Source organism: Pseudomonas veronii (assembly GCF_001439695.1).
Taxonomy (GTDB): Bacteria; Pseudomonadota; Gammaproteobacteria; order Pseudomonadales; family Pseudomonadaceae; genus Aquipseudomonas; species Aquipseudomonas veronii.
Genome location: NZ_JYLL01000050.1, coordinates 1 through 23,339, shown reverse-complemented (window position 1 = coordinate 23,339; position 23,339 = coordinate 1). Strand labels below are relative to the sequence as shown.

Sequence of the window (23,339 nt, the reverse complement as noted above, 5' to 3'; positions counted from 1 at the left end):
CCCCCCCTGATGAATCAGTCAATCCTATATGTTATGCGTCAGTTTACAATCGCTACCTGTCAATCTTTTTGTTGTTAAGCGATTCAACCCAAGGGTCTAACTTATGGAATAGCTTTGGGTATCTGCCTTTAAGATCCTTCTTCACTTCCACGTAGGTGCTACGCCAGAAATTGGCCAGATCTTGGGTGACCTGTACAGGCCTCCGCGCCGGCGACAAAAGATGCAACGTCAGGGGCTGCTTACCTTGGGCAATCCGAGGTGTTTCTGACAGACCAAAAAGCTCCTGCAGCCTCACAGCTAATATCGGAGGATGCTGCGAATAGTCGATTCGGATATTCGACCCAGATGGCACCTGGATGGTCTGAGGTGCCTGTGTCTCTAGTTCCTGTGGAAGCGGCCAAGGCAGAAGATTCCTGACAATCGATGACAGATCCAGTTGGCTGAAGTGGCTGAGCCTCGAGACTTTGCCCAGGTACGGTGCGAGCCATTCTTCCAGCGTGTCCAGAAGGTTGGTATCGCTGAGATCAGGCCACTTGCTTTCTGTTTGGCAATTTTGGATATCCAACTGACGCAGCAGATTGACCCGCGCCTGCCATTGGCGCAACTCAGGGTTCCAAGGCAGAAGCTCGATGCCCTTGCGCCTCACCAGATTTACCAAGGCTAGCGAACGAACTTGCTCATCAAGACTTGGCGAAGGGGTTGCGGACAGTACCAACTGCCCCACCTTGAGTTGCCGCTCAGCCTTGAGTACCCCCTCCCTCTCGTCCCAGTCAACCTCATCGACTGACCTTACAAGGTCAGCCAACTCGTCATCGAACAAAGCTGGATCGAGATCGCTCGCTAGGTAGATCCGCTCCTCGCGCTGCCCTTGCCGACTACCCAGATCGGCCACTACAAGCCACTCATGTTTAGTGAGAGCATCAGGCTCTGAGAACACAGCAGCCCGCCCGTTGGAGAGACGGTACTCAGACGCACTCGCACGCCTCTGGAGACCTACTCGGTCAGGGTAAGCGAATGCCAGTAGGCAGCCTACCCATCTTGGGTGATCCGGCTCGCTGACAGGGTGAACGGCTCTCCCACGTAGCAGGGATCGATACTGCCGAGCAGACTGCTTCACGCGCTGGAAGGATCCACCGCCTCGACGTGAATGTTGATCGCCGGATAATGCACTCAGTCTGATGTGAAGATCGGCACCTGCACCACGCAAAACATCCTTCTCACCCAGCAGCGCAGCGATGTTGCAAGCGAGGTAATCCAGCCCCATCGCGTTGCCTTTAATGAGCATGTGAGCGATCCGTGGATGCGCTGGAAGCTCGCTCATGGCTGATCCGTGTGGTGTGAGCTGTCCAGCATCGTCGAGTGCGCCCAGGCGCTTCAGCAGGTCTCTGGCTTGGGCGAAGGGAGCTGATGGAGGTTGGTCGAGCCAGGTCATCTCCTCTGGCTTCATTCCCCACCGGGCCAACTGGAGCGCCAAGGCTGCGAGATCAGCCTGCAGGATCTCAGGGGTGCTGTAACCGGCCATTTGCTCGTGCTGCGATTCAGACCACAGGCGATAGCAGACACCTGGCTCCAATCGACCTGCCCGTCCTGCTCGCTGAGTAGCACTGGCCTTCGAAATACGCTGTGTGTCGAGCCGGGTCATTCCACTGCGAGGATCGAATTTCGGCACTCGCTCGAGACCACTGTCCACCACCACCCTGACACCTTCGATGGTCAAGCTGGTTTCAGCGATGTTCGTGGCCAGTACGATCTTCCGTGAGCCTTGGGGTGCTGGGTTTATCGCAGCACGCTGAGCATTCAAGTCGAGGTCGCCGTAGAGAGGGCATACGATAACCTCTGGACGACCACTCAACTGCTCCTTAAGCGCCTCAGCCACCCGCCGAATCTCTGCCTGCCCAGGAAGGAAAACCAGAACGCTTCCCGGCTGTTCGTTGATGGCAGCCAAACAGGTGTCAGTGACTCGCGCATCGATACGCTCGCCCGGTTGATAGGCGCTGCCCCAAACTGTCGAGACCGGGTACATTCGCCCTTCACTGGTGACCACAGGCGCATCATTCAGTACCTTGGAAAGGCGAGCACCTTCCAACGTGGCGGACATTAGGAGCAACTTCAATGGAGGCTCATCGCGCAAAAGTTCTCGGGCGCTCAGGCACAGAGCTAGTGCAAGGTCAGAGTCCAAGTTACGCAGGTGATATTCATCGAAGATGACCACGCCCACACCATCCAACGCAGGATCATCTTGGAGACGACGAGCCAGAATACCTTCGGTGACCACCTCAATCTGGGTTCGAGGGCCTACCTTGCTTTCAAGGCGAATGCGGTATCCGACAGTCTCACCAACCTTCTCACTCAGCTCACTCGCCAAACGTTCGGCGGCGGCCCGAGCAGCCAATCGACGAGGCTCGAGCATCAGGATCTTCTGATCACCAAGCCAAGGTTCGTTCAGTAGTGCTAGGGGCACTCGAGTGGTCTTGCCCGCACCAGGAGGAGCTTCAAGTATCACTTCGTGGCGGTTGGCCAGGGCCTCTCGTAAGTCTGGCAATACGAGGTCAATAGGTAGTGAAATCATCGAGGCTCCCAAATCAGGGAGGCAGTATACGACGGGGGATCAAGCGTGGAGATTAAGCGGTCAGACTGAGATGGCGTTGCTTTAGAGTTTTTGACAAGAAAGTAATGGTTTCTGTGCATTCAGCAAAACGTGGAATTCGTCGAAGATCAGCAGCCCCACGCCGTCCAGCGCCGGGTCGTCCTGCAGGCGGCGGGTGAGGATGCCTTCGGTGACCACTTCGATGCGCGTGTTGGGCCCCACTTTACTGTCGAGGCGGATGCGATAGCCGACGGTTTCACCGACCTTTTCCCCCAGCTCGCTGGCCAGGCGCTCGGCGGCGGCGCGCGCGGCCAGGCGTCGGGGTTCGAGCATCAGGATGGTCTGCCCGGCCAGCCAAGGCTCATTCAACAAGGCCAAGGGTACGCGGGTGGTTTTACCGGCGCCGGGCGGTGCTTCCAGCACGGCTTCATGGCGATTCGCCAAGGCGTCACGCAGGGCGGGTAAAACATCATCGATCGGCAACGAATTCATACTGGCTCCAAAGCAGAGCGGCGAGTATAACGGCGAACTGTCGGATACCGGTGGTGGTCTCCCGTAGGCGCGAGCCTGCTCGCGAAAAATCACAGAGCACCACGCACATTCAGGCAGCACGCGGTATCGTTAACGTCTTTCGCGAGCAAGCTCGCTCCTACAGTGACTGACAGGAGATTTTCCATGCGTATCGCTTCCCGTGTCATCGGCGGTGTCCTCGCCGTCACTCTGCTGAGCCAACTGACGGCCTGCGGTTCGATTTTCTATCCCGATCGCCGCGGCCAGATCGACGGCAAGATCGACCCGACGATTGCCGTGCTCGATGCCGTGGGCCTGCTGTTCTACGTGATCCCTGGCCTGATCGCCTTCGGCGTCGACTTCGCCACCGGCGCGATCTACTTCGAACCGGGCAAGACCGCACAAGTCGCCCCGGAGAAACTGCAGCAAGCCATCGGTGCCGACGGCAAGGTCGACACTGCCAAGCTGCAGACCATCATCCAGCAGGAAACCGGTCGCACGCTGCCGCTGGACGACCCGCGCATGATCCAGTTCAAGGGCAGCGTGCAACAACTGGCGGCCCTCGGCTTACAACCGTCCGCCTAAGGATCTGACCCGCTTATGACCAGCAGTCCCGAACACGCCCGGCTCTTGCGCCTGGCCACGCGCGCCTCGGTGGGCGTGGCCTCTGTGCTGATTGTGACCAAGGCCATCGCCTGGTGGCTCAGCGGCTCGGTGAGCATGCTCGCCGGGTTGACCGATTCGCTACTCGATGGTGTCACCTCGCTGCTCAATCTGCTGGCGGTGCATTACGCCCTGCGCCCGGCCGATGACGATCACCGTTACGGGCATGGCAAGGCCGAGTCGCTGGCCGGGATGGCGCAGGCGCTGTTTATCGCCGGCAGTGCGGTGCTGATTGCGTTGCAGGCATTCGAACGGATCAAGCATCCCGAGCCGGTGGGCGCGCCGTGGCTGAGCATTGGCGTGATTATCTTGTCCCTGGCGCTGACCGTGGCCCTGCTGGTCCTGCAACACCACGTGGTGCGGGAAACCGGCTCAAGCGCCGTGCGCGCCGACTCGCTGCACTACCGCTCGGACCTGCTGCTCAATGGCAGTATCTTGATTGCGCTGATCCTGGCCGGTTTCGGCTTCCATCAGATCGACGCCTGGTTTGGCCTGGGCATCGCGGCCTACATTCTGTGGAGCGCGATCCAGATCGCCCGGGAAAGCTTTGCCGTGCTGATGGACGAAGAACTGCCGCCGGACGTCAGCCAGCACATGCTGGAATTGGCGCGTGGCGTACCCGGCGTGCTGGGCGCACACGACTTGCGCACGCGGATTTCCGGCAACCACTGGTTTGTGCAGCTGCACCTGGAATTGCCGGGGGAATTGACGTTGTCTGTCGCCCACGGCATCAGCGACCAGGCCGCCGATGCCATTCACAAAGCCTACCCGCGGGCCGAAGTGCTGGTACACGCCGACCCGTTGGATGTGGTGAGTGGCGCCCAGGCCTAGTACTGCACCTGATAGCCGCGACTGCTCAGGCAGTTGCCCTGGGCCTGGCGGTAGGCTTGCACCACTGCCGGGGCCGGAGCGTAGGTGACCGCTTGCGGGTCGAAGCCACTTTGCTGCACGGCCCAGCGATAACAGTCGTAACCATCCTGCTGCACCTGCGCCGGTGACTGGCCATTGGCGGGATAGGCCACCACGTCATAACCGTTACCCTGGGGTGCTGGCTGCGGTGCCGGTACGGCGGTCGGCGGTTCCACCACCACGTACTGCTGGGTACTGTTTTCGTAGGTGTAATAGGCACCCGCCGCGAGGAAGAACAGCGCACCGCCCACCCACACTTCGCGCGCGTAGTCCGGCAAGTAATGCACGCGGATGCCATACGGCGGCGCCACCACTACATAGCGCGGGCCTTGCGGGCGATACCAGTAGCCGCCGGAGAAGAAATAATCCTGGCCACGGTAAGGCACGCGGTAATTACGCTCGGGAAAACGATCCACCATATACCCTGGGCGATACTGCGGACCGGGGCCCCAGCCGTTGCCGTGCCCATCGGGGCGACCTGGCCAGCGATTATCACCGGGACGCTCATTGTGGTAACCGCCGTCGTTGCCTGGACGTGAACCGGGGCCACCGGCCTCCCAATGTTGATTGCCGTCGTTGCGGCGCGGGATATCGCGGTAGTAACCCTCACGCGGTTCCTGGGTCTGGCGCACCGTATCGGGCCGCCCCTGGATCGGCAGGCTGTTCGACGGTTGTGGCTGCGGTGCCGGGCGACCCGGCTCATTGCCCTGGGGCCGGCCTTGCCCCTGACCGCCGCCGTTCGGGCCGCCGCGATCAAAATGCGGGTTCTCCGGGCGTGGCTGATTGTTCTCAGGCCGAGGCGGCGCGATCTGCGGGCGCGGCTGATTATTCTCGGGCCGTGACGGCGGGCTCTGCGGGCGCGGCTGATTATTCTCGGGCCGTGACGGCGGGCTCTGCGGGCGCGGCTGATTATTCTCGGGCCGTGACGGCGGGCTCTGCGGGCGCGGCTGATTATTCTCGGGCCGCCCGCCACCTTCAGGGCCGCGTTCATGCTGCCCGCCGCCCTGCGGCCGCTCGGGTGAATTATCGCGCTCGTCCGCTGTTACCTGCGCGCTGACGCTGACCACCAACAAACCAACACCTGCCATTCGCCAGATGCGCTTCATGCTCTTCCTCACTGCGGTTTAGGGCTTATCAATGAGACTGGAAAAGCCTCGCCCGGTTCTGGAACAGGTTATCAGTCACGAGAACTATTTTCTTAAGGCAAAAAGAAAGGGGCAGCCCGTCGGCCGCCCCTTGAGAACTTCGTCCTGGCTCAACGCTTATGACGTTGGCTCACCTCACGCCGTCTTGTGGACAGTGTGCAGCCTGGAGGCCGGCTCAACCCTGCTGGGGTGGCGGCCGCAGCGGGCCTGATTGGGCGAGCTGCAGTGGACTATGTCCAGGCGGTGATTCTGTTGGTAATCATAGGCGCAGCGCCCCGGCAGATGATTGCGAAGATTGCGTCAATAAACAGTGCTTGCGCAATTTTTAACCCTTAAGAGATAATTCACCGCAATAGTTACGACAAAGGCCAGCCCCATGAGCAAACTTGACCGATACGACCTGAGTATTTTGGCGGAATTGCAGCGCGACGCGAGGATCTCCAACCAGGAGTTGGCCGAGCGTATCGGGCTGTCGCCGTCGCCCTGCTCGCGCCGGGTCAAGCAATTGGAGGACGACGGCTACATCGCCCGCCAGGTCGCGCTGCTCGACCGCAAGATGCTCGGCCTGAGCCTCACCGCCTACGTGCTGATCGGCATGGACCGCCACACCCCCGAGCGCTTCGAGAACTTCGAAGCCGCCATCCGCACCCTGCCGCAGGTGCTGGAATGCAGCCTGGTGACCGGAATGGATGCCGACTATCAGTTGAAAGTGGTGGTGCCCGACATGGATCACTACCAGAAGCTGCTGCTGGGCCACCTCACTCGGATCGAAGGCGTGACCAGCGTGCGCTCGAGCTTTGTGCTGAACCAGGTATTGAACAGCACCGAGCTGCCGCTGACCCACCTGCGTACTTGAGATCGGTGACGGTCAAAGGTGGGAGGGGGCTTGCTCCCTCCCACATTCAGCCTGTGTTTCAACCGTGAAGTCTGCCTGCGACGCACCGACGCAGGTCAATGCCCAGCCCGAGCACTGCCGTATACTTGCCGCCTGCCCTGTCGGAAGAAACCAATGAACTCGATTGACCCCGCACTATTCGAAGAATGGATGATGACCGGCCTGGTCACGATTCTGATCATTTTCATGGGCTTCATCGTCTGGGACCTGGCGAAGAAATCCAAGGCCGGGCGTTTCGGCTCGTTCATTCTGTTTTTCGTGCTGGGCCTGGGCGTGGCCGCGTTCGTCATCAAGAGCGTGGTGATCGGCCTGATCGAGTCCGGCGCCTTATAAGCGCGCCGGCACGGCCTTCCATTGGCCCTGCTCCAGGCCGTCGATGGACCAATCGCCAATCCGCACGCGCACCAGGCGCAAGGTGGGCAACCCCACCGCCGCGGTCATGCGCCGCACCTGGCGGTTTCGCCCCTCACGAATCACCAACTCCAGCCAGTGGGTCGGCACGCTTTTGCGAAAACGCACCGGCGGGTTGCGTGGCCATAACTCAGGCTCGTCCAGTTGCCGGGCTTCGGCGGGCAAGGTCATGCCGTCGTTGAGCTCCACCCCGTCGCGCAGGCGTTGCAGTTGTTCTTCGGTAGGTTCGCCTTCCACCTGCACCCAGTAGGTTTTCGCCAGCTTGTGCTTGGGGTCGGCAATCCGCGCCTGCAATTGACCGTCGTTGGTCAACAGCAGCAGGCCTTCGCTGTCACGGTCCAGGCGGCCCGCCGGGTAGATGCCGGGGATGTCGATAAAATCCTTGAGGGTCGCCCGCCCGCCTTCGTCGCTGAACTGGGTCAGCACGTCGAACGGTTTATTGAACAGGATCAGCTTCGGCTCGGCCGGTGGCGCCTTGGCGACGCGACGGGCTGCGGAATACGGGGCTTTCACGCCAGGGCGACGCGAATCGGGACGGCTGGGACGGGACATGGCGAAGGAACATCTAACGGTCAGGACCGACAATGCTAGTGGCCTGACCGCTAAATGACCATCCCAACCGCTTAGCGGAACGGCGGCTCGTCGAAGCTGCGCAGTTTACGCGAGTGCAGCGAGTTGAGCTCGGTGCGCAACAGGTCGACCGCCTCGATGCCGATCTTCAAGTGCTGGCTGACCGCCCGCTCATAGAACGCGTTGGCCGAGCCCGGCAGCTTGATCTCACTGTGCAACGGCTTGTCCGAGACACACAGCAACGTGCCGTAAGGCACACGCAAACGGTAGCCTTGGGCGGCGATGGTGCCGCTTTCCATGTCCACCGCGACGGCGCGGGACAGGTTGATCAGCGGCCGTTCCTGGGCCCAGCGCAGTTCCCAGTTGCGGTCGTCGTAGGTCAGCACGGTGCCGGTGCGCAGGCGCTTTTTCAGCTCTTCGCCTTTTTCGCCGGTGACATTGGCCGCTGCTTGCTGCAAGGCCATCTGCACTTCGGCCAGGGCCGGGATCGGGATGTTCGGCGGCACTACGCGGTCGAGAATGCCGTCACGGCGCATATAGGCGTGAGCCAGGACATAGTCGCCGATGGTCTGGGATTGGCGCAGGCCGCCGCAGTGGCCGATCATCAGCCAGCAATGCGGACGCAGCACGGCCAGGTGGTCGGTGATGTTCTTGGCGTTGGACGGGCCGACGCCGATGTTCACCAGCGTCACCCCGTGGCCGTCAGTGGCCTGCAGGTGGTAGGCCGGCATCTGGTAACGGTGCCAGACCACGCCTGCGGCAATGGCGGACGCTTCGCCGTGGTCCATGCTCTTGTCGATGATCACGTTGCCCGGCAACACCATGCGGATAAAACGCGGGTCGCTGCGCAGTTGCTCCAGGCCATGCAGGATGAACTGGTCGACATAACGGTGGTAGTTGGTCAGCAGGATCCACGGCTGTACATGGCGCCAATCGCTGCCGGTGTAATGCACCAGGCGGCGCAGGGAAAAGTCCACGCGGGCCGCGTCGAACAGGGCCAGGGGCAGCGGGTCGGTGTTTTCCCAGTCGTACAGGCCGTCGGCGATACCATCGGTGGCGGCCGACAGGTCGGTGCTGGGGAACACCCGCGCCAGGGTGGCGGCGGTCACGCCGGAGCCGGCCAGTTCGTCGCCCTGCTCGACCACATACGGGTAAGGAATATTCTGCTGGCTGACGCCGACTTCCACCGTCACGGTGAAGTCGTGCATCAGCGGCACCAATTGCTCCAGCAGGTATTTACGGAATGCCGACGGATGGGTGACGGTGACGCTGTAAGTCCCCGGCAGTTGGACCTTGGCATACGCCCGGGTGGTTTGTGGGACTTCGCCATGGCACTGGTAAGTCAAGCGCAGCTCCGGGTAACGAAACATCGCGCGTTGTTCGGCGTCGGGCTCGACGCGGTCCTTGAGGTATTGCTTGAGGGCCTGATTGAGCGCGCCGGTAGCACGCTCATGCAGAGCCGCCAGCCGGTCCACGGCTTCTTCGGCGGTTTGAACGACAACAAAAGCTTCGGTCACGGTAAGCATCCTGTGTGCTGACTTGCAGACCTTTATCTTGCCTGTATCCCGGCCAGACGCAAACTTTGAATTGGCATGCCTACTCAAGAAGAGCTCAGTCCCTGTGGGAGGCTGGCACACCGCGATCGCAGGCAAGCCAGCTCCCACATGTTGACCGCGTGTATTCAACGGGCCTGTGGCGTGGACCGCGCGACAATCGCCTCAACATCCACACCACGTGGCAAGGTGCCATACACCCGTCCCGACGACTGGCCCAAACGGCTGGCGATAAACCCATCGCTGACCGCCGCGTTCCCGGCCTCCAGCAACAACTTGGCCTGCAACGCTACGGCAATGTCCTCGGTCAGTTGCCGCGCGCGGTACTGGATATCCTGGGTGTCCATGAACGCCGATTTCAGTTGCTCGACATGCCGCGCCAACTGCCTGTCGCCATGCCCGTCGCCCAGTTCGACGAACAGCGCTTCCAGCACGCCCGGTTCTTTGGACAAGGCGCGCAGCACGTCCAGGCACTGCACATTGCCGGAACCTTCCCACGTCGAATTCACCGGCGCCTCACGATACAAGCGCGGCAGGATACTGTCCTCCACATAACCGGCACCGCCCATGCACTCGGCGGCTTCGTTGATCATCGCCGGCGCGCGCTTGCAGATCCAATACTTGCCCACCGCCGTCACCAGCCGGGAGAACTTGGCTTCCTGCTCATCGCCCAAATGATCGAGGGCGCGGCCCATGCGCAGGCTCATGGCCAGCGAGGCCTCGCTTTCCAGCGCCAGGTCGGCCAGCACGTTTTGCATCAGCGGCTGCTCGCTGAGTACGCGACCGCCGACCGAACGATGGGCGCAATGATGGCTGGCCTGGGTCAGCGCCTGGCGCATCAAGGCGCTGGAGCCGACCATGCAATCGAAGCGGGTCATGGCGACCATCTCGATGATGGTCGGCACGCCACGGCCTTCTTCGCCGACCATCCAGGCCAGGGCGCCGCGGAACTCGACTTCGCTGGACGCGTTGGAGCAATTGCCGAGTTTGTTTTTCAGACGCTGGATATAGAACTGGTTGCGCGTGTCGTCCGGACGGTGCCGAGGCAGCAGGAAACAGGTGAGGCCCTTGTCGGTCTGGGCCAGAGTGAGGAACGCATCGCACATCGGCGCCGAGCAGAACCACTTGTGCCCCACCAGTTCATAGGCTTGGCCGGGACCGGCCGCGCCCACGGGGTAAGCACGGGTGGTGTTGGCGCGCACGTCGGTGCCGCCCTGTTTCTCGGTCATCGCCATGCCGATGGTGGCACCGGCCTTGTGGGCGATGCCGACGTTGCGCGGGTCGTAGTCGGTGCTGAGGATTTTCGGCAGCCAGGTCTGCGCCAGGTCCGGTTGCAGGCGCAGGGCCGGGACGCAGGCAAAGGTCATGGTCAACGGGCAGCCGGTGCCGGCCTCGGCCTGGCTGTGCAGGTACGTCAGGGCAGCACGGGCCACATGGGCGCCGGATTGTGGATGAGCCCACGGCAGCGACGGCAGGCCATGCTCGACGGCGGTGTGCATCAGCTCATGGTAGGCCGGGTGAAACTCCACCAGGTCGACACGGTGACCATAGCGGTCATGGCTGCTGAACTGCGGCTTGTTCTGGTTCGCCAGGAACCCGGCCGCCATCAGCGGCCCACCGGCCAACGCGCCATACGCATCGAAGCGCGGTGCAGCCCAGCCGGCACCGAAGCGGTGCGACCAGTCTTGCAGCGGCACATCGATGCGGTACAGGTTGATGCCGTCCAGGGAGGGCGGCTGGTTGGTGACGTCGTGGGTTTCGGCGAACTGGTGCAGGTTCATGACGGGCCTCCTGGAAAAAAGGCCACCTGGAGTTGCGGCCCGAATTTCAGTTAAGCACCGTCATCTCGCTTAAAAAAGTGGCATACGCGCCGAATGTCCGGCGCTTTCGCCCTCTGACGGACACAGCAGCCGACGTTCCAGCAGCGCTTGCAGCGCGTCGAAACGTACCGGCTTGACCAGGCGCTCGGTGATGCCGATGCCATGGCAGCGCTCGCGTTCGGACACATTCAACGTGGTGCTCAGGGCGATCACCGGTAACTCGCCGCAGCCGGGCAACGCGCGAATCTGACAGCACAACGAGAAACCGCCTTCCGGTATATCCAGCAATACTGCGTCGAAGGTTTCCCCCTGCAACGCCGCCAACGCCGCCGGCCCGCTGTCGACGGTTTTCACCCGATAACCGAGCTTGAGCAACATGCCGCGCACCACCAACTGGCCGACGCTGTTGTCGTCCACCAGCAGCACCGCACACTGCGCAGGCGTGCGTGCGTGCGCGGGGCTTGCCGGGCGTGGCTCGGGCTGCAGCGGGGTGACCGCCAGTTCCAGCTGAAAACGACTGCCCTTGCGCGGTTCGGAATGATGGGTGAGGCGCCCGCCGAGTAATTCGATCAGTTGCCGGCAGATCGCCAGACCAATCCCCAGGCCGCCGTATTCGCGGGTCGTCGAGCCATCGAGCTGGAAGAACCGCTGGTACAGGGTGGCCTCGTCGAGGAACGCAAAGCCGATGCCCGTGTCGGTGACGATAAAACTCAGGCGCACGCTGCCATCGCTCAGGGGCACGCCGACCACCCGCAGACGCACGACGCCTTCGTGGGTGAACTTGAAGGCGTTGTCCAACAGGCAATCCAGGCACTGGCTGAGTTTGTCGGCATCGCCGCGCAGGCGATCGGGCAAGTCGTCGGCGACATCGATGGAAAAGGCCAGGCCTTTGCTCTGGGCGCTGGCGCTGAACTGCTGGCGCAAGGTGTCGAGCACGCCGCGCAGGCTGAACACCCTGGGCTGGGCACTCAGGCGCCCGGCCTGCAACTCGGTGAGGGTGAGGATGCCATTGACCATCCGCATCATGTCCCGCGCCGAGCCGGCGGCGGTTTGCTGGTAGTTCGCCAGGTCGTCGTCCAGGGGCACGGTCTGCATCAACTCCAGGGAGCCGATCACCCCATTCATCGGCGTGCGCAGTTCGTGGGTCAGGGTGGCGAGGAATTCGTCCTTGAGCCGGTTACTGCGGGCCAACTGCTGGTTGAGCACTTCGAGCTTCTGGCTCGCATCGTAGAGGATCTGCGCCTGTTGCTCGCGCATGGCGTTGATGCGGTCCGCCAGGGCCAGGGACAACAGCGCCACTTCGATCGCCGAGCCGATCTGGCTGGCATACATGGTGAGGAACACATTCGGCAGGTAACCCAGCACCATCAAGGTGTTGACCACGCCGCCCAGCAGGAACGCCGACCAGGCGATGATGAAATAACGCGCCACCCGCTGGCCGCAGTACCAGGCCTTGATGGCGGCGACGAAGATAGTCACGGTGAACACCAGCGCCAGGCCGGTGGCCAGGCGCAGCGCGAGGGCGTAGCTGGTCATCAGTGAGAGCAGCATCACCACCGCGCCACAGGCCACCAGCGCCAGCAACAGGCGATTGATCCAGCGGCTGTGCTGGGCGGTGTGCAGGAAGCTGCGGGCGAACAAGCTGCCGAACAACGCCGCCGAGCCGATCATGAACGGCGTCGCGGCATTCGCCCACCAGGGGTTGTTCGGCCAGAAATACTCCACCGCCGCACCGTTCACCGACAGCTGGTACAGACCGAACGAGGCGATATAGAAGATGTAATAAAGGTAGCTGGTGTCGCGCACGCTGAGGTAGATGAACAGGTTGTACACCAGCATCCCCAGCAACACGCCATAGATCAGGCCCAATACATATAGGCGCAGCGGTTGTTGTTCCAGGTAGGCAGTGCTGGACCACAGCGTCAGCGGCGCCTGGATCGAACCTTCGCTTTGCAGGCGCAGGTAGACGGTCTTGGTTTCGCCCGGCGTGAAGTCGACCTTGAACAAGTAGTTGTTCTGGCGAATCTCGCGGCTGGAGAACGCCAAGGCATCCCCGGTGCGACCGGCCAGGCGATAGTTGCCGGTGCTGTCGGGCAAGTACAGGTCAAGGTGGTCGAGGGGCGGATAGGCCAACTCCAGCAGCCAGGTGCGCTGGGTTTCAGGCGGCTTGGGCTGGTAACGCAGGTTGACCTTGAGCCAGAACACCGAGCGCGAATAGCCGGCGTTGAGGGTGTCTTTGTCGTGGGGCTTGAACTGTGTGGCAGCGGCGGGAGCGCTCACATCGGCGATGGTCAGGGTGTTGGTCGGGTCTTCGAGCACTTGCATGGCCCGGCCCAGCGGCAGGCTTCGAGTGTCTTGGGTGAACTCAATGGCGTCGGCGAGCAGCGGTAGCCCGCACAATAATAAAATCAGCAAATAACGCATAGAGCCCCAGCGTGACCTGTCCGGTCATGTCAAAAAGCCCCCCATTCCTTTTGAGAAGACGTATACCGGCGATACAGTAAGTTGTTTCGAATCACTTTAGCATAGCTGCTAAAGGCCATTAGACACCATTGATATAATTTTTCTAAAGGCTCTAGAACAAGGCTTTCAGCGGACTTCACAACTAAAATCCGATACTAGCAAACAGCCATAACCGCCCATGGATCCGGGCAAAATTCAGCCATCGCCAGACGGCCACGCCAAAAGCGTTTGGTGGTAAGCTCGCGCACCATGAATATCTACAGCTCTCGCCCCGTTGTCCTCTGTCTCTCCGGCCATGATCCCAGTGGTGGCGCCGGCTTGCAGGCAGATATCGAAGCCCTGCTCGCCCAGGGTTGCCATGCGGCCCCGGCCGTTACCGCGCTGACGGTGCAGAACACCGTCAACGTCAGTGATTTCCGCGTGCTCGACCGCGAGTGGGTGCTGGCCCAGGCCAACGCCGTGCTCAGCGATTCGCCAGTGGCGGCGGTCAAGCTGGGCATGCTCGGCTCCACCGCGATGGTCGACACCGTGGTCGAACTGCTGCAGGCGCACCCGCACCTGCCGGTGGTGTGCGACCCCGTGCTGCGCGCCGGCGGCGGCGGCAGCCTGGGCAAGGACGAAGTCGGCTACGCCATGCGCGAGCGGCTGTTGCCGTTGTCGCTGATCGCCACGCCCAACCTGCCTGAAGCACGCATCCTTGCCGAACTGCCTGAGGGCACGGCGGACGAATGCGCGGAAAAGCTGTTGCCGTTTATCAAGCACCTGCTGATTACCGGCGGCCATGGCGATGAGCACCAAGTCCACAACCGCCTGTACAGCCGCGACGGCACGCGCCAGACCTTTACCTGCCAGCGCCTGCCCGGCAGCTATCACGGTTCGGGGTGTACGCTGGCCAGCGCGCTGGCGGGCCGGATCGCCCAGGGTGAAGGCCTGGTCAGCGCCGTGCAATCGGCCCTCAACTACACTTGGCGCACCCTGCGTGACGCCGAACAACTCGGCCAGGGCCAGTTCGTGCCTCGCCGGCTGCCGCTGGATTTCTGCTCGTAACACCAAGAGGCCTGCCCGATGAAACTACGTGGCCTTTATGCCATTACCGACAGCCAATTATTGGCCGGCAAATTCCTCGCCTACGTCGAAGCGGCGCTGGATGGCGGCGTGACCCTGCTGCAGTACCGTGACAAAAGCAGCGACGAGGCCCGGCGCCTGCGTGAAGCGGAAAAACTGCGCGAATTGTGCTCGCGCTACAAGACCCAACTGATCATCAACGATGACGCCGAACTGGCCGCGCGCCTGGGCGTCGGCGTTCACCTGGGCCAGACCGATGGTCCCCTGACCACGGCCCGTGCGTTGCTGGGCTCCAAGGCGATCATCGGCGCCACCTGCCACAGCCAGATCGAACTGGCCGAACAGGCCGCGAAAGAAGGCGCCAGCTACGTCGCCTTCGGCCGCTTCTTCAACTCCAGCACCAAGCCCGGCGCCCCCGCCGCCAGCCTCGAAATGCTGGCCCAGGCCCGCGCGCGCCTGCAGTTGCCGATCTGCGTGATAGGCGGCGTCACCCTGGAGAATGCCGAACCGCTGGTGGCCCACGGGGCCGACTTGCTCGCCGTGGTACACGGCCTGTTTGGTGCCGACAGCACCCAGGAAGTCACGCGCCGCGCCCGCGCTTTCAACGATCTTCTTAAATCTTCAGTTTAGAGAGCCCGATCATGTCCCGTTCCGAAACCCTGTTTGCCGATGCCCAGAAACACATCCCCGGCGGTGTGAACTCCCCCGTGCGTGCGTTCAAGAGCGTCGGCGGCACGCCGCTGTTCTTCAAGCATGCCGAAGGCGCCTACGTCACCGACGAAGACGACAAGCGCTATGTGGACTACGTCGGTTCCTGGGGCCCGATGATCCTCGGCCACAGCCACCCGGACGTACTCGACGCCGTGCGCCAGCAGTTGCAACACGGTCTGTCCTACGGCGCCCCGACCTCGATGGAAACCGAGATGGCCGATCTGGTCTGCTCGATCGTACCGTCGATGGAGATGGTGCGGATGGTCAGCTCCGGCACCGAAGCCACCATGAGCGCGATTCGCCTGGCCCGCGGTTTCACCGGCCGCGACAGCATCATCAAGTTCGAAGGCTGCTACCACGGTCACTCCGACAGCCTGCTGGTCAAGGCCGGGTCCGGCGCGCTGACCCAGGGCGTGCCAAGTTCGGCCGGTGTGCCAGCAGACTTCGCCAAACACACCCTGACCCTGCCGTTCAACAACATCGCCGCCGTCGAGCAGATGCTCAATGAAGTGGGCCAGGAGGTGGCGTGCATCATCGTCGAGCCGGTCGCTGGCAACATGAACTGCGTACCGCCGGCCCCGGGCTTCCTCGAAGGCCTGCGCGCACAGTGCGACAAGCATGGCGTGGTGCTGATTTTCGACGAAGTGATGACCGGCTTCCGCGTGGCCCTCGGTGGCGCCCAGGCGCATTACGGCGTAACGCCGGACCTGAGCACCTTCGGCAAGATCATCGGTGGCGGCATGCCGGTGGGCTGCTTCGGCGGCAAGCGCGAAATCATGCAATACATCGCGCCGCTGGGCCCGGTGTACCAGGCGGGCACCCTGTCCGGTAACCCGCTGGCCATGGCCGCCGGCCTGACCACTCTGCGCCTGATCAGCCGCCCGGGCTTCCATGCCGAGCTGACCGACTACACCTCCCGCCTGCTCGACGGCCTGCAACAGCGCGCCGATGCCGCCGGCATTCCGTTTGTCACCACGCAAGCAGGCGGCATGTTCGGCCTGTATTTCAGCGGCGCCGACGATATCGTCACCTTTGAGGACGTGATGGGCAGCGACGCAGGCCTGTTCAAGCGCTTCTTCCACCTGATGCTGGACGGCGGCGTGTACCTGGCACCGAGCGCCTTTGAAGCCGGCTTCACCTCGATCGCCCATGGCGACGCCGAGTTGAAACTGACCCTGGATGCTGCCGAGCGCGCCTTCGCCGCCCTGAAATAACCGGCACAGCATTCTGACGTCGCCCCCGGCGGCGTCAGATTTGCTACTTTGCTTACAGACTTTTCCTGGTTTTCTCGAGAAATCACCTGCAATCCGGCAGATAACTTGCCCAACCGGCAGAAAAACGAGTAAAGACTTTGTAAGCAGAGGTCTGCTTATTTCATAATGCGCGCTTATTGGACCCCCGAGGGTCCGCGTGCCCCGTCAGAGGTAAGTCGATTCCCATGAAACGCACCGGCCGCACCCTGGTCCTGGGCTGCCTGTTGCTCCTTCAGCCGCTGCTGGCACATGCACAAGCAGGCGGCAACTCGTTGTTAATCCCAGCGATGGGTCGTTGCACCCTCAATACCCAGCCAGACAGCCAGGCCGAAGCCCTGAGCGCGTGCCAGAAACAGGCCGACGGCGGGGATGCGCAGGCGCAATACGAGTTGGGCGAGTACTACCACGACGGCAAGAACCCCGCGCGCGACCTCAACAAAGCGTTGAACTACTTCGAAAAAGCCTCGCTGCAGGGCCACGCCCAGGCGCAATTCCAGCTGGGCACCATGTTCTTCAAAGGCGAAGGGGTGCCGGCCAATAACGTCCAGGCGTATATCGTGCTGAAAATGGCCGCGGTCAACGGCGCCGAAGACGCACTGGACACCGCCGACGAAGTTGCCGAACACATGCAGCGCGATGAACTGGAACTGGCGACCCAGGTGCTGGGCCAGATCTTCCGCAATTATCTGCAGGAACTGCAGAGTGCGGATGGGCGCTCACCGTTCTCGCCCCTGCCCTGATCGACCGGTGACGAGGGAGCCAGCGCCCTCGCTACAAACGCCCTACTTCTCTGGCATCGGCATCGGAAACGGCATGACATTGCTCGTGCCACGCGCTTCGCTGATCTTCGGCGTGCCCAGGCGCTCGACTTCATCGATACGCACGATCGAATGCATCGGCACAAAACTGCGCACCACGCCTTCGAACTGGGCCTTGAGTTTTTCCTCGCCCGGGTCGACGACCAGCTGTGTGCGCTCGCCAAAGACGAACTCTTCCACTTCCAGGAAGCCCCACAGATCACTTTGATAGATCTGCTTGGCGTACATTTCGAACACCTGGCCCTGGTTGAGGAAAATCACCTTATAGATTGGAGCTTCACGTTTGGTCATGGTGGGCGGGGAACACATCGGGGATATAAAAGAGGGCGCGAACTATAGCATGGCACCCGATGCACAGTGCTAGGAACCGATGGACATGACCCCTATAATGCGCGGTTCTTTACCACCAGTTGACGATTCCCATGGCCAAGAAGCTCTACATTGAAACCCACGGTTGCCAGATGAACGAGTACGACAGCTCGCGCATGGTCGATCTGCTGGGTGAACATCAGGCCCTGGAAGTCACCGCCCGCGCCGAAGATGCCGACGTAATCCTGCTCAATACCTGCTCGATCCGCGAACGGGCACAGGACCGCGTGTATTCGCAGCTGGGCCGCTGGCGTGAATTGAAACTGGCCAACCCGGAGATGGTGATTGCCGTCGGCGGCTGCGTCGCCAGCCAGGAAGGCGCAGCCATCCGCGACCGCGCGCCCTACGTGGATGTGGTCTTCGGCCCGCAAACCTTGCACCGCCTGCCGGAAATGATCGACGCCGCACGCCTCACCAAGCTGCCCCAGGTCGACGTCTCGTTCCCGGAAATCGAAAAATTCGACCATCTGCCCGAGCCGCGCATCGATGGGCCGAGCGCCTACGTGTCGGTGATGGAAGGTTGCAGCAAGTACTGCACCTTCTGCGTGGTGCCCTACACCCGTGGTGAAGAAGTCAGCCGGCCGTTTGACGATGTAATGTCAGAAATCATCCACCTGGCCGAAAACGGCGTACGTGAAGTGACCCTGCTGGGCCAGAACGTCAACGGCTATCGCGGCCAGACCCACGACGGGCGCCTGGCCGACCTCGCGGAGCTGATCCGGGTTGTCGCCGCGGTGGATGGCATCGAGCGCATTCGCTACACCACCTCGCACCCGCTGGAGTTCTCCGACAGCCTGATCCAGGCCCACGCCGAAGTGCCGGAGCTGGTCAAGCACCTGCACTTGCCGGTGCAATCGGGTTCGGACCGCATCCTGTCGGCGATGAAACGCAACCACACCGCCCTGGAATACAAATCCAAACTGCGCAAGTTACGCGCGGCAGTGCCGGGCATCTGCATCAGTTCGGACTTTATCGTCGGCTTCCCCGGCGAGACCGAGAAAGACTTCCAGCAGACCATGAAGCTGATTGAAGACGTCGGTTTCGACTTTTCCTACTCGTTTGTCTACAGCCAGCGCCCCGGCACGCCTGCCGCCGACCTGCTGGACGAGACCCCGGAAGAGCTGAAAAAAGAGCGCCTGAACGCCCTGCAACATCGCCTGAACCAGCAGGGGTTCGAGATCAGTCGACAAATGGTCGGGTCCACCCAGCGCATCCTGGTCACCGACTACTCGAAAAAAGACCCGGGCGAACTGCAAGGGCGCACCGAGAACAACCGCATCGTCAACTTCCGTTGCGACAACCCGACCCTGATCGGCCAGTTCGCCGATGTCCACATCGATGCGGCGCAACCGCACTCGTTGCGCGGCTCTCTGGTGTAATAAATGTGCGAGGGGGCTTGCCCCCGATTGCGGTACATCAGCAGCACATGAGCTGCCTGACACTCCGCTATCGGGGGCAAGCTCCCTCCCACACTGGATCGGGTTGGATAAGTGCTTTCGCACACTGGCGCGTGGCGTTATCCTCTCTTTCACCTCAACAGCCAAAGGGCGGCTAAAAGCGACCTTGAACGCACCCATCGAACCCCATCGTTTTCTCCTCGAGCCGTTTGAGGCTCGCCGTTTCGCCAATTTGTGCGGACAGTTCGACGAGCACCTGCGCCTGATCGAACAACGCCTGAGCATCGAGATCCGCAACCGCGGCAATCAATTCGAGCTGATTGGTGAACCCCAGCACACCACGTCTGCAGAAAACCTGCTCCGCCGCCTCTACCGCGAAACCAAGGGTAGTGAGCTGTCGCCGGAAACGGTCCACCTGTACCTGCAGGAATCGGCCGTGGAAGACCTGGCCAACAACCCGGTGGCCGAAGCCAGCGTGGCCTTGCGCACCAAAAAGGGCATGATTCGCCCACGCGGCTTGAATCAGCAGCGCTACGTCAAAGAAATCCTCGGTAACGATATCAACTTCGGCATCGGCCCCGCCGGTACCGGCAAGACCTACCTGGCCGTGGCCTGTGCCGTCGACGCCCTGGAGCGCGAGCAAGTGCGCCGCATCCTGCTGGTACGCCCGGCGGTCGAGGCCGGCGAAAAGCTCGGCTTCCTGCCCGGCGACCTGGCACAGAAAATCGACCCGTACCTGCGCCCGCTCTACGACGCGCTCTACGAGATGCTCGGCTTTGAATACGTGGCCAAGCTCATCGAGCGCCAGGTGATCGAGATCGCCCCGCTGGCCTACATGCGCGGCCGGACGCTGAACAACAGCTTCATCATTCTCGACGAAAGCCAGAACACCACCGTCGAACAGATGAAAATGTTCCTCACCCGCATCGGTTTCGGCTCCACCGCCGTGATCACCGGCGACGTCACCCAGGTCGACCTGCCCAAGGGCACCAAGTCGGGCCTGGCCCAGGTGATCGAGGTGCTCAAAGACGTGCCGGGGATCAGCTTCACGCACTTCATGCCCAAGGACGTCGTCCGCCACCCGCTGGTCCAGCGCATTGTCGAAGCCTACGAGCGCTTCGAGCACCGCGACGACGCCCCGGCCAAGGACACCCGCCGCGATGCTTGAGCTTGACCTGCAACTGGCAACCGACGCGCCCGCCCCCAGTGAAGAGCAGTTCCGTCAATGGTGCGCCCTGGCCCTACGCCAGCGCACCGCCGACTCGGAGCTGACCATCCGCCTGGTGGACGAACCCGAAGGCCGCGAACTGAATCACACCTGGCGCCAGAAGGATTACGCGACCAACGTGCTGTCCTTCCCCGCCGACGTACCCGACGAACTGCTGGATATCCCGTTGCTGGGCGACCTGGTGATCTGCGTCGAAGTCGTCGAGCGTGAGGCGCAGGAACAAGGCAAGGCCCTTGAAGCCCATTGGGCTCATCTGGTCATCCACGGCTGCTTGCATCTGTTGGGTTACGACCATATAGACGATGACGAAGCCGAAGAAATGGAAGCACTGGAACGATCGTTGCTTGCAGAATTGGGTCACCCTGATCCGTATGCAGATGACGAAAACTGATCAACACTCAACTGAAACATCAAAGGATTTAGAGTAATCGCTATGAGCGAAGACCGATCGAGCAACGGGCAAAAGTCATGGCTGGGTAAACTGACCCAGGCTTTTGCCCACGAGCCGAAAAACCGCCAGGAGCTGCTGGAGCTGCTGCGCGAGGCCCATCAGAACAAGTTGCTGGACAGCGAAGCGCTGGCCATCGTCGAAGGCGCCATCCAGGTGGCTGACCTGCAAGTTCGGGACATCATGGTCCCGCGTTCGCAGATGATCAGCATCAAGGCGCCCCAGACCCCACGGGAATTCCTCCCGGCCGTGATCGACTCGGCGCACTCGCGCTACCCGGTGATCGGCGAAAGCCATGACGACGTCATGGGTGTCCTGTTGGCCAAGGACTTGCTGCCGCTGATCCTCAAGGAGAACGGCGACAGCTTCAACATCAAGGACCTGCTGCGTCCGGCCACCTTCGTCCCCGAATCCAAGCGCCTGAATGTGCTGCTGCGCGAGTTTCGCGCCAACCACAACCACATGGCCATCGTGATTGACGAATACGGCGGCGTCGCCGGCCTGGTGACCATCGAAGACGTGCTGGAACAGATCGTCGGCGATATCGAAGACGAGCACGACGTCGAAGAAGACAGCTACATCAAGCCGCTGCCGAGCGGTGACTTCCTGATCAAGGCGTTGACGCCGATCGAGAACTTCAACGAGTTCTTCGACAGCGAATTTTCCGACGACGAGTTCGACACCGTCGGCGGCCTGGTGATGAGTGCGTTCGGGCACTTGCCCAAGCGTAACGAGACCACCGAGATCGGCGCTTATCGCTTCCGCATCCTGAATGCCGATAGCCGCCGGATTCATCTGATTCGCCTGACACCTATTGCCCGTTAAGGACTGACATGCGCCGTTTCATCGCTCCCGGCTGGCCCGGCAACTTGTTGGCCGTGGTGGCTGGCGCCATCACCACCCTGGCGCTGGCGCCATTCGATCTGTGGCCGCTTGCGCTGGTCGCGGCCGGATTGTTCTATATCGGGCTGCGCGAGTTGTCCCCACGCCAGGCCCTCGGCCGTGGCTGGTGTTTCGGTTTCGGCCTGTTTGGCGCCGGCACCAGCTGGATCTACTACAGCATCCACCACTTCGGCGGCGCTTCGGTGTTGCTGGCTGGCTTGCTGATGCTGGCGTTCACCGCCGCCATTGCCTTGTTCTTCGCCCTGCCCGCCTGGTTGTGGGCGCGCTGGCTGCGGCGCAATGAAGCGCCACTGGCCGATGCCCTGACGTTTGCGGCGCTGTGGGTCGGCCAGGAAGCGTTCCGGGGCTGGTTCCTGACCGGTTTTCCCTGGTTGTACTCCGGTTACAGCCAACTTGACGGCCCCCTCACCGGCCTCGCGCCGCTGGGTGGGATGTGGCTGATTTCCTTCGCCCTGGCCCTGACCGCCGCCCTGCTGTGCAACCTGCCGCGCCTGCTGGCGACCCAGCGCAACGCCTTCATCGGCGCTGGCCTGTTGCTGCTGGTGGCGCCCTGGGCCATCGGCCTGGCCCTCAAGCATCACGCCTGGACCTCACCGTCCGGCGACCCGCTGAGCGTGGCGGCGATCCAGGGTAACGTCGAACAAAGCATGAAGTGGGACCCCGAGCAGCTCAATGCACAACTGGCGCTGTACCGCGACATGAGCTTCAGCTCCAAGCGGGTCGACCTGCTGATATGGCCGGAAACGGCCGTGCCGGTGCTCAAGGAGTCCGTCGAGGGCTACCTCGGGATGATGGGCAAGTTCGCCGCCGAACGGCACACCGCGCTGATTACCGGCGTGCCGATTCGCCAGGAAGTGCATCACCAGAAGCGCTACTACAACGGCATCACCGTCGTGGGCGAAGGTGACGGCACCTACCTCAAGCAGAAGCTGGTGCCCTTCGGCGAGTACGTGCCGCTGCAGGACATGCTGCGCGGCTTGATTGCCTTCTTCGACCTGCCCATGTCGGACTTCGCCCGCGGCCCGTCCGACCAGGCGATGCTACAGGCCAAGGGCTATCAGATTGCGCCGTTCATTTGCTATGAAGTGGTCTACCCGGAATTCGCCGCCAGCCTCTCGGCCCAGAGCGACTTGCTGCTGACCATCAGCAACGACACCTGGTTCGGCACCTCCATCGGCCCCTTGCAGCACCTGCAAATGGCGCAGATGCGTGCGCTGGAAGCCGGCCGCTGGATGATCCGCGCCACCAACAACGGCGTGACCGGGCTGATCAATCCGTATGGGCAGATCACCGCGCAGATCCCGCAGTTCGAGCGCGGCATCCTCTATGGCGAAGTGGTGCCGATGCACAACCTCACGCCGTACCTGCAATGGCGTTCGTGGCCGCTGATCGTGGTGTGCCTGGTGTTGTTTGGCTGGGCGCTGCTGGCCGGCCGAATGTCCAAAACCGTCTAACAGAATCAAACCGAACCCAATGTGGGAGGGGGCTTGCCCCTGTACAGACGGAGACATCCTTTACAAACGAGACCGGGGACATCCTTTACGTTTCTGGGTGCTGGACAGCCGGCTTGCACCGCTGTCTAGCCTACCCAGTGGATAGTTACATAGGTACATGTCCCACA

General features: G+C 61.9%; 20 protein-coding genes and 1 pseudogene. 13 read left to right on the top strand and 8 right to left on the bottom strand.

Annotated elements, in window-relative coordinates:
• Positions 1–52: 52 nt before the first annotated feature.
• Together hrpB and TU80_RS30305 are read right to left on the bottom strand one after the other, a co-directional pair.
• Complete coding sequence (gene hrpB / locus TU80_RS30310) at positions 53–2,569, bottom strand: ATP-dependent helicase HrpB (protein WP_057006091.1); 2,517 nt, start codon at positions 2,567–2,569, stop codon at positions 53–55.
• Between the two features lie 129 nt (positions 2,570–2,698).
• Positions 2,699–3,079: pseudogene (locus TU80_RS30305) on the bottom strand (DEAD/DEAH box helicase); the annotation flags it as partial.
• A gap of 183 nt (positions 3,080–3,262) precedes the next feature.
• Here TU80_RS30305 and TU80_RS30300 point away from each other — a divergent pair.
• Positions 3,263–3,682, top strand: a complete 420-nt coding sequence (locus TU80_RS30300; RefSeq protein ID WP_017848313.1) for a hypothetical protein — start codon at positions 3,263–3,265, stop codon at positions 3,680–3,682.
• A 15-nt stretch (positions 3,683–3,697) separates the two neighbouring features.
• On the top strand, positions 3,698–4,591 hold the full coding sequence (locus tag TU80_RS30295; RefSeq protein ID WP_017848314.1) for a cation diffusion facilitator family transporter: 894 nt from the start codon (positions 3,698–3,700) through the stop codon (positions 4,589–4,591).
• On the opposite strand, the gene TU80_RS30290 is transcribed toward TU80_RS30295, so the two are convergent.
• Entirely contained in the window at positions 4,588–5,775 is a 1,188-nt protein-coding gene (locus tag TU80_RS30290) for a DUF6515 family protein (RefSeq protein WP_057006089.1), read from the bottom strand. The genes TU80_RS30295 and TU80_RS30290 overlap by 4 nt on opposite strands.
• 415 nt (positions 5,776–6,190) lie before the next feature.
• Here TU80_RS30290 and TU80_RS30285 point away from each other — a divergent pair, with 415 nt between their 5' ends.
• Together TU80_RS30285 and TU80_RS30280 are read left to right on the top strand one after the other, a co-directional pair.
• The gene (locus tag TU80_RS30285) at positions 6,191–6,670 is read left to right on the top strand and encodes an Lrp/AsnC family transcriptional regulator (RefSeq protein WP_003194418.1); all 480 of its coding nucleotides are present in this window, start codon (positions 6,191–6,193) and stop codon (positions 6,668–6,670) included.
• 162 nt (positions 6,671–6,832) lie between these two features.
• Positions 6,833–7,042 (top strand): DUF2788 domain-containing protein, encoded by a 210-nt coding sequence (locus TU80_RS30280; RefSeq protein WP_026140189.1) that lies wholly within the window; start codon positions 6,833–6,835, stop codon positions 7,040–7,042.
• Here TU80_RS30280 and TU80_RS30275 read toward each other — a convergent pair.
• The 4 genes from TU80_RS30275 to TU80_RS30260 all read right to left on the bottom strand — a co-directional run bounded on the left by TU80_RS30275 (position 7,037) and on the right by TU80_RS30260 (position 13,487).
• Complete coding sequence (locus tag TU80_RS30275) at positions 7,037–7,672, bottom strand: pseudouridine synthase (protein ID WP_046381941.1); 636 nt, start codon at positions 7,670–7,672, stop codon at positions 7,037–7,039. The genes TU80_RS30280 and TU80_RS30275 overlap by 6 nt on opposite strands.
• 71 nt (positions 7,673–7,743) lie before the next feature.
• Complete coding sequence (gene amn, locus TU80_RS30270; RefSeq protein WP_164886999.1) at positions 7,744–9,216, bottom strand: AMP nucleosidase; 1,473 nt, start codon at positions 9,214–9,216, stop codon at positions 7,744–7,746.
• Positions 9,217–9,371: 155 nt separating this feature from the next.
• A complete protein-coding gene (locus tag TU80_RS30265; protein ID WP_057006088.1) occupies positions 9,372–11,024 on the bottom strand; it encodes an acyl-CoA dehydrogenase family protein in 1,653 nt (550 codons plus the stop codon).
• A 69-nt stretch (positions 11,025–11,093) separates the two neighbouring features.
• The gene (locus TU80_RS30260) at positions 11,094–13,487 is read right to left on the bottom strand and encodes a hybrid sensor histidine kinase/response regulator (RefSeq protein ID WP_057006087.1); all 2,394 of its coding nucleotides are present in this window, start codon (positions 13,485–13,487) and stop codon (positions 11,094–11,096) included.
• A gap of 288 nt (positions 13,488–13,775) precedes the next feature.
• Between TU80_RS30260 and TU80_RS30255 the strand changes: the two genes are divergently transcribed.
• The 4 genes from TU80_RS30255 (at position 13,776) to TU80_RS30240 (ending at position 17,295) form a co-directional block, all read left to right on the top strand.
• On the top strand, positions 13,776–14,573 hold the full coding sequence (locus TU80_RS30255) for a hydroxymethylpyrimidine/phosphomethylpyrimidine kinase (protein ID WP_026140190.1): 798 nt from the start codon (positions 13,776–13,778) through the stop codon (positions 14,571–14,573).
• An 18-nt stretch (positions 14,574–14,591) separates the two neighbouring features.
• Positions 14,592–15,221, top strand: coding sequence for a thiamine phosphate synthase (gene thiE / locus TU80_RS30250; protein ID WP_017848322.1), 630 nt, complete (start codon positions 14,592–14,594; stop codon positions 15,219–15,221).
• An 11-nt stretch (positions 15,222–15,232) separates the two neighbouring features.
• Positions 15,233–16,516, top strand: coding sequence for a glutamate-1-semialdehyde 2,1-aminomutase (hemL, locus tag TU80_RS30245; RefSeq protein ID WP_046381936.1), 1,284 nt, complete (start codon positions 15,233–15,235; stop codon positions 16,514–16,516).
• 224 nt (positions 16,517–16,740) lie between these two features.
• The gene (locus tag TU80_RS30240; RefSeq protein ID WP_017848324.1) at positions 16,741–17,295 is read left to right on the top strand and encodes a tetratricopeptide repeat protein; all 555 of its coding nucleotides are present in this window, start codon (positions 16,741–16,743) and stop codon (positions 17,293–17,295) included.
• 42 nt (positions 17,296–17,337) lie between these two features.
• Here the strand turns inward: TU80_RS30240 and TU80_RS30235 are convergent, their stop codons facing one another.
• Entirely contained in the window at positions 17,338–17,664 is a 327-nt protein-coding gene (locus TU80_RS30235) for a DUF1820 family protein (RefSeq protein ID WP_003194436.1), read from the bottom strand.
• Between the two features lie 131 nt (positions 17,665–17,795).
• On the opposite strand from TU80_RS30235, the gene miaB reads away from it, so the two are divergent.
• From miaB to lnt, 5 genes are all read left to right on the top strand, one after another.
• Positions 17,796–19,121: a tRNA (N6-isopentenyl adenosine(37)-C2)-methylthiotransferase MiaB gene (miaB, locus tag TU80_RS30230; RefSeq protein ID WP_017848325.1), complete on the top strand. Its 1,326-nt coding sequence runs from the start codon at positions 17,796–17,798 to the stop codon at positions 19,119–19,121.
• 184 nt (positions 19,122–19,305) lie between these two features.
• A complete protein-coding gene (locus tag TU80_RS30225; protein WP_017848326.1) occupies positions 19,306–20,307 on the top strand; it encodes a PhoH family protein in 1,002 nt (333 codons plus the stop codon).
• On the top strand, positions 20,300–20,758 hold the full coding sequence (gene ybeY, locus TU80_RS30220; protein ID WP_017848327.1) for an rRNA maturation RNase YbeY: 459 nt from the start codon (positions 20,300–20,302) through the stop codon (positions 20,756–20,758). The genes TU80_RS30225 and ybeY overlap by 8 nt, the downstream gene beginning before the upstream one ends.
• A gap of 42 nt (positions 20,759–20,800) precedes the next feature.
• Complete coding sequence (locus tag TU80_RS30215; RefSeq protein WP_017848328.1) at positions 20,801–21,640, top strand: CorC family transporter; 840 nt, start codon at positions 20,801–20,803, stop codon at positions 21,638–21,640.
• 8 nt (positions 21,641–21,648) lie between these two features.
• Positions 21,649–23,172, top strand: a complete 1,524-nt coding sequence (lnt, locus tag TU80_RS30210) for an apolipoprotein N-acyltransferase (RefSeq protein ID WP_017848329.1) — start codon at positions 21,649–21,651, stop codon at positions 23,170–23,172.
• Positions 23,173–23,339: the final 167 nt, after the last annotated feature.